This is a genomic window from Roseburia faecis, from assembly GCF_001406815.1.
Classification (GTDB): domain Bacteria; phylum Bacillota; class Clostridia; order Lachnospirales; family Lachnospiraceae; genus Roseburia; species Roseburia faecis.
Genome location: NZ_CVRR01000031.1, coordinates 1 through 7,274, shown reverse-complemented (window position 1 = coordinate 7,274; position 7,274 = coordinate 1). Strand labels below are relative to the sequence as shown.

The window sequence follows — 7,274 nt, the reverse complement described above, 5'->3', positions numbered from 1 at the left end:
GTCTCAGATCATCTATAAATTTATAGAAAGGATAAGTGCATAACCATCATTTCTACTGGCTATACACTTATTATACGAGGATGAATAAAATGATATGGAAATGGAAATGGAAACGGCCGGCCGCATTTTTACTGGCGGCGGCAATGATTTTTACGATGCCGGGAGTTCCGGCATCTGCGGTGGAAACTGATGGGTCCACCGTGTCCGGGAATGCTTCGGCGGAGTGCATCTGCGAAACCCACTGTGAGCAGGAGGCGGTCAATCCCGACTGTCCGGTCTGCGCTGCGGAAAATGCAGACCTCTCTGCCTGCCTTGGAAAAGAGGCGGAGCTGCCTTTGATGGCAGCTGCGGCAAGCACTGAAGAAACCATCTCCGGCAATGTTACCTGGGAGAACAAAAACATAACTACCCCGGTGATAGTGAATGGCGACACAACAATCACGCTGAAAGGCGAGAATACCATTACGATTACCGAGACCTCATATACCGCCGCTCTGAATATGTATTCCCACAGTCTGACCATTCAGGGAAGCGGCAGTCTGACGGTCAATGTTCCTAAAGGGAAAAATGGTATTGAGGACGGCAGTTGGAGCGACGCCGCCGGCGGGACGCTTACCATAAAAGGCGGGGCAAAGATAACCACCAACGGCGGTTTGTACGGCTTGTACGCCAAATCCATCGTGATTGAGAATGGAACGCTGAATCTAAATTCCGGTTACGGTATTGTGACTGCATCCCTGACCATGAACGAAGGAACCCTTTACGCCACCGGAAAATTTGGTGCGATATGGAGTCGTAAGGGAACAGCCCGAAGCATCGACCCCAGCCTGACTATTCTGTATTCGGACGAACAGAATGTAAACACAGACGATATGTCGGTCGGCACAGCGGACGATACAACAAGAGAGGACGTCAAGACCATCTACATCGCCAAGATGGGACCCCGCGCAAGCCTGACCGTCGGCGCGCAGCAGGGAACCCTACAGGAAAGCTTAGGTAGTCAGACGGCGACCTTCTCCGTCACCGGCAGCAAGGTCAAGATGGACACCCTGAAAGCCACATGGGAGGGCAATCACACCGGTTTGGAGGTCCAAACGTCCGATAACGGCGCGACCATCACCGTTATCGCCGACAACACCGTCAAGGAGGGCAGCTATAAGCTGAAGCTGACCGCAGAAGGCGAAGCAGGTGCCACTCCTGCCAAGGCGACCACCACCGCAACGGTCACCGTCGCCGCCGCGCCCAGAAACCCCATTACCATAAGAACGCAGCCGCAGGTCTCAAAGAAAACCGATGGGCAATTTAAGGCGGATGTCTGGGTAAGGGCCCAACTGGAAAGCGGTTCGGAGGGTAATATCACCTATCAGTGGTATGTGAACGGAAAAGAATTTACAGGTACAGGCGGGGGCAGTAATAGAATCACCCTGACCACATCCGACCTGACCACAACGGCGGGCAAGAACTGGGAGTACAGCGGCCAGGTCTACTGCAAGCTGTCCTACAAGGGCTACACCGCACAGACCGACACTGTCCCTGTTACCTTTAACACCTGCACCCATGAAAAATACACCCACGAGGGCAAATGCAAACAGTGCGGCGAACCGTGCAGCAAGGATGTGCTCTTTATTCGCAACGGTATCCCCTATACGTTTGAAGGCGATAACCCTGAGGTTGGGTTCATTCTGTTCTCCGGCGGAACCGCTTATTTTGTGCGGGATACTGACGCAACCTTGAAAGCGGGGAACGGCGATACGGCGGACAAAAGGGACGTTACGCTGGACCTGCAGGGCCACAGGGTCAAGGCGCTGGATCTGCAAAATTGCCCGTACAACAGCGTTACCATCCAAAACGGCACGATAAATGACATTGCCACCAGCGCCCCCACGGTGTTGATATTAGACAGCGTTAAAACAGATCAGGAGGTCTTTTCTACCTATTTTACCCTGACGGTAAAGGGCAACTGCGTGTTTGAGCAACTGGTGAAATTCCACGGGAAAACCCAGCTCCAGGGCGGCACGTTCCAAGATGGAATCAGAGTAGAACCTGGTGAGCAGGCTCTGGCTCTGCTGGCAGACGGATATGCCTTTGCAGGCACTGATGACAGTGAAATTTTGAATGTTTCCGAAGTAAGCATCCAGAGTAGAAGCGTCAAAGTGGTCGAGCATACCTGCCAATATCAGAATGGCAAATGTGTCTGCGGCAGAGTCTGCGACCATGAGGGCAAGGTGGACAACGCTGGTTACTGCACCTTCTGCAAAGCGCTGGTGGAGGCATTTGAAATCGGCGGCAAACGATACACCAGTCTGGAAAACGCACTGGCTGCCGCGCAGGACGGTGACACGGTCACGCTGCGGGGGTCTTTGGACATCGAGAACGCAGAGCCTATCGAAATCAGCAAAAATATTGTACTGAACTTGAATGGACACACCCTGAGCAAATCCGCTGGGAAGGGGCTTCTACGTATCCTCGGCTCCAATGTAGCCATCATAAACGGCAAGGTGCAAAACACCCATCCCAGCACCCCCTATCATGCGGTGGCGGTCGGAAAATCTAAGCAGACAGGCGCAAAGCTGACGCTGGACAATGTCACCCTGGAGGGCAGCACAGACGGGAGAGACCGTGGAGTGGGGCTTGGCATTCTTACCGGGAACGAAGCCGTGGTAACGAGCGGCAAGTTCATCGGCGGCATCTACACGGAGGGAGCGCTGACCATGTCCGGCGGCAGCGCGGATCTGCTGGAATTGGGTGCGCTCAAGGATATTCCAGTGACCCTGTCCGGCGGATCCTTTGGCAGCATCAAAATCAGGAATCGCGCAGATTATCAGTCCCTGCTGGCAGAGGGCTATGCTTATCAGAAGCAAGACGGCGCATTGCTCAAGCTGTTGGAGATGAAGGAGAATACTGCCGTAACTGTTGTGAAGTGCAGCCACCCGGATGACCATTCCGCCGGGACTGTTTGCCCCTACTGCGGCTATGCCGCTGAGGTGACCAAGAAGGACGGCAGCATTTCCTACCATCGGACGGCAGGCGAGGCCATCGCCGCAGCCGGCGGCGGTACGGTGAAGCTGCTGGCAAATGCAGGCGAGATCACCATTGGCAGCCCGCTCAAGCTGAATCTGAACGGTAAGACGGCGGCAAAGCTGACCGTCACCGGAAATGTCACGCTGGCATCCCTCCTGCCGGAGGGTTACGCTTTTAAGAGCGGCAGTACCTGGATCAGCGACCTTAGCGGTACGGAGCTGACCAATGTTTCTATGGCCAAGATCACCATCAAGAGCATGGACTATCCGACAAAGATGAGCATGACTTATGGCGGTACGGGGACGCTTCTTGTCAATGTAAAGAAGGAAACCGGCACTGGCGCTGTAAGCTTCCAGTGGTACAAGGTGGAGGACGGCAAAGAGACAGCAGTTGGCGGTGCGACAACAAAGAATCAATTTGATCTTTCTGCACAAAAGCTGCCCGCAGGCAATCATACCTTCCGCTTTTTGGCCACCTGCGACGGCTACGAGAAGATGAGCGAGGATATTGCTGTGACGGTACAAAAGGCCGACATCAGGTCAATCACGCCTCCCACAGCGCAGGAAAACCTGACCTATACCGGCCAGGAGCAGGCGCTCATTACCGCAGGCAGCGTGGCGAACTATGGCACTATGCAGTACAGCCTGACCGAGAACGGTACATACAGCCCGGACATCCCTACCGGCACCGATGCCGGAGCATATACCGTGTGGTATCGGGTGATTGGCGATGAAAATCACAACGATACCGCACCCACCAGCGTGGCGGTCAGTATTGGAAAGAAACCGCTGACGATCACCAAGGTAGCGTGTGCGGCCAAGATCTACGACGGCACGACAACCGTGGAACCCACCAGCGTGATCTTCGACAACGTGACCTTGAACCGAGGCACAGACTACACCGTGACCGCCAGCTTTGACGATGCCAGTGTGGGCAACGGCAAGAACATCACTGCCAGAGTGACCCTGATGGGGCAGACCGCGAAGAATTACGCCCTGGAGCAGAGCAGCTTCCCCACGACTGGCAGCATCACCAGGGCCGCTGTCCCTGGCTTTACTAAGGAAACCGCGCTGACCATTGTAAACGGCCACGCGAACACCTACACAGTGGCCCTCCCCGCCCTGCCCAAGCTGGAAACGCCCAAAAAGTATGGTGCACTCACCTATGAGATCCGCGAAATCAAACTGGATGGCAGCTACTACACCAGCGGCGCGAAGGTGGAAAACGGCAAGCTGACCCTGCCGATTCAGAAAAATGACGTGAAAACCACCGGCTCTGTGGGCACAGTGACCGTAGTAATCAAGAGTACAAACTATGAGGACATCACTCTGACCGTCAATGTCAATGCGACCGACAAGTTTGTCCCCACTGTTACGGCACCTACGGCAAACGCCCTGACCTACAATGGTACAGAACAGGCGCTGGTTACAGCAGGCAAGACCACTGGCGGCACGATGCTCTACCGGCTTGACAATTCTGAGTGGAGCGAGCAGATCCCCACAGCGAAAAACGTGGGGAAATACACCGTTTGGTATAAGGTGCAGGGAAACGCAGAGTACGCAGATGTGGCAGAACAAAGTTTGACTGTGACCGTTTCCAACCAGCCTTCCGGCGGCGGAGCATCCGGTGGTGGCGGCGGTGGCGCAGCCCCGGCTCCGACACCGGCTGATGCGGATGTCATCACAGTCAAAGAAGACACGAAGGACAATACGACCTTCAAGCCGGGTGCGGAAACCGACACAACTACAACAACCAAGACGACCGTCAAGAATACGACGACCGAAACGACCAAGAACGAGCAGGGTCAGGATGTTTCCAAGACCACAGCCAGCGTTTCCAAAGACCTCGGTGACAAGCTGCTCGATCAGGCGGTTTCCAATAAGTCCGATACGATCGAGATCACTGTGAAGTCCAGTGACACGAATAACGGCAGCGGCGCAGGCAGCACAGGCGCGGCGGACCGCGTGAAAGCAACCGAAGTCGAGCTGCCAAAGGTGATCGTCAACGCGATCGCCAAGGACACGAACGCAGACCTTGTCATCAAGACAGATAACGGCGAAGTGGTTCTCGACAACAAGACCTTAGAAACGATTGCAGGCGCAGCCAATGGTGACACCGTAACCATCGTGGTGGGCGAAAACACCCAGCTCAAGGAAACGCAGAAACCGGCGGAGAAGATCGTCGGCAAGAACGGCACGCTCTTCGACCTTGCCGCGAAGATTGGCGAAAAACACCTGCATCAATTTAAAGGCGGCAAGGCTTATGTGATTCTGCCGATGCCGGATAAGCTCAAAGGCAAAGACATCCTCGTGATCTACATCGACGACAACGGCCTCTGCAAGATCCTGAACCACAGCGTAGTGAAGATCGGCGCAGAATATTACATTCGCTTCACGACGCCCCACTTCTCGACCTTCGCAGTCGTCGACAAAGACGAAGCAGAGGGGTTAATTAAAGAACAGAACGCCGCCCACGTCAAAGAACTGATGCAGAGCGCGAAGTTCAAAGTGACCACCACTCAGACGAGCAAGAAATCCGTCAAGGTACAGGCCGCAGCCAAGAGCAGCAAGACCATGATCTCCGACATCAAGTCGCTGGGCTACACGGTCAAGTACCAGTTCTATCGCTCGACGAAGAAGGACGCAGGCTACAAGCTGCTCAAGACAAGCAGCAAGAACAGCTTTATCAGCACCAAGGGCACGAAGGGCAGAAAATATTACTACAAAGCCCGCGTGTTGGTCTATGACGGAAGCAAACTTGTGGCTAGGAGTGCACTCAAGCAGTGCAGCTATGGCGCAAGACGTTAATGCAAAACTGATTTTTTGCTAACAGAATATAGAATTTTTACTTAGGGCTGACTGTAACAGGTCAGCCCTATTTCTTTGATGGGACAAAGTGTGATTATAAAGCATAAAACTCCAATAAAAATGTGAAGAGTGATTCTATGGAACGATTTATCTTAAAAAAGTTGCTGGATTGGAAGGATTCTCCCTACCGCAAGCCTTTAATCTTGAAGGGCGTACGTCAGGTGGGTAAGACTTGGATTCTAAAAGAGTTCGGCAGACGCTGTTATGAAAATACAGCCTACTTTAAACATGGATCGGCAGTCCTGCAATGGACTCCGAAAGAATTCTGACACAGGTGTAGACTGCAGTCATCTGCATGGCATTTCGTTCATTGACGGCTTTGCCAGAGTTGCTTCCACCAAAGAGAAAACGATAGGCGCTGCCATTGGTGCTGTTGGTGGGCTTGTCTCTGGAATGAAATAGCCCCGATAAAAATCCCATAAATATTCCTTTCTGCCTTAAGAGGCGTATAAAATTCAAAGTTACGTCACAAAATAATTTGCGCAAATGCTTGCAATTGCAAGCAAAAGCGAACATAATAAAGAAAAGGGAGGCGATACTATGGCAAATACATCCGCTGTTTATGCAAGAATAGATACGAATCTCAAGGAGAATGCTGAGAGTATTCTTTCTCAGCTTGGCATTTCTCCATCCAGTGCAATTCAGATGCTTTATAGCCAGATCGTACTGAAAAAAGGTATGCCGTTTGAATTGAAACTTCCTTCTTCTAAGCCATTAGCTGTTGGTGCAATGACCAGAGAAGAACTTGATGCAGAACTCCAGAAGGGTGTTGATTCCATCAAAGCAGGAAAGGTATATTCTGCAGATGAAGTCGACGCGGTACTTGCAAAGGAGTTTGGCATATGACGGATAGCTACAATGTCGTCTATTCTGTAGATGCACTTGGTGATTTACGTGAAATCTATTCGTATATTGCGAATGAACTTCTTGTTCCGAAGACAGCCGCAGCTCAGCTGGGGCGCATACGAAAGGAAGTTCGTTCATTGGATTTTATGCCAGCTCGTTATACGTTAGTTGAATGGGAGCCTTGGCATTCGATGAAAATGCATCAGCTTCCGGTAGACAACTTTATTGTGTATTATCTTGTCGATGATAAAGAGAGGACAGTTCTGCTTCTGGGCAAGTAGCTCGGTATTGCCTGGATCCAGTTTCAGGAGCTTCTCGACATCCTTGAGCTGACTCTGCGTATTCTTGATTTCTGAATTGACACCCTTTAAGTTACTCTGAAGCTTGGTAGTATTGCCACCGATCTCGACCGTGATACCCTTAATTCTACTTCCCGCCATAACGCACCTCCTCCCTGCAAAATGGGCATAAAAATTGCCCGGCATTTCTGCCGAGCATAAAGAAAGCACCGATCAGATTTCTCCGACCGATGCTAATAAA

General features: G+C 52.1%; 3 protein-coding genes and 3 pseudogenes. 4 read left to right on the top strand and 2 right to left on the bottom strand.

Annotation, left to right across the window (positions count from 1 at the left end; genetic code table 11):
* Nucleotides 1-89: 89 nt before the first annotated feature.
* The gene (locus tag M72_RS10105) at nucleotides 90-5,828 is read left to right on the top strand and encodes a YDG domain-containing protein (RefSeq protein ID WP_055068135.1); all 5,739 of its coding nucleotides are present in this window, start codon (nucleotides 90-92) and stop codon (nucleotides 5,826-5,828) included.
* A gap of 137 nt (nucleotides 5,829-5,965) precedes the next feature.
* Nucleotides 5,966-6,112, top strand: a pseudogene (locus M72_RS18130) (AAA family ATPase); the annotation flags it as partial.
* Nucleotide 6,113: 1 nt separating this feature from the next.
* On the opposite strand, the pseudogene M72_RS18125 reads toward M72_RS18130, so the two are convergent.
* Nucleotides 6,114-6,308, bottom strand: a pseudogene (locus M72_RS18125) (phage portal protein); the annotation flags it as partial.
* Between the two features lie 120 nt (nucleotides 6,309-6,428).
* Here M72_RS18125 and M72_RS10095 point away from each other — a divergent pair.
* Together M72_RS10095 and M72_RS16490 are read left to right on the top strand one after the other, a co-directional pair.
* Entirely contained in the window at nucleotides 6,429-6,734 is a 306-nt protein-coding gene (locus M72_RS10095; protein WP_055068134.1) for a type II toxin-antitoxin system RelB/DinJ family antitoxin, read from the top strand.
* On the top strand, nucleotides 6,731-7,015 hold the full coding sequence (locus M72_RS16490) for a type II toxin-antitoxin system RelE/ParE family toxin (protein WP_082413872.1): 285 nt from the start codon (nucleotides 6,731-6,733) through the stop codon (nucleotides 7,013-7,015). Before M72_RS10095 ends, M72_RS16490 begins: the two co-directional genes overlap by 4 nt.
* On the opposite strand, the pseudogene M72_RS18120 reads toward M72_RS16490, so the two are convergent.
* Nucleotides 6,998-7,174 (bottom strand): annotated as a pseudogene (locus M72_RS18120) (phage tail tape measure protein); the annotation flags it as partial. The gene M72_RS16490 and the pseudogene M72_RS18120 overlap by 18 nt on opposite strands.
* Between the last annotated feature and the right edge of the window lie 100 nt (nucleotides 7,175-7,274).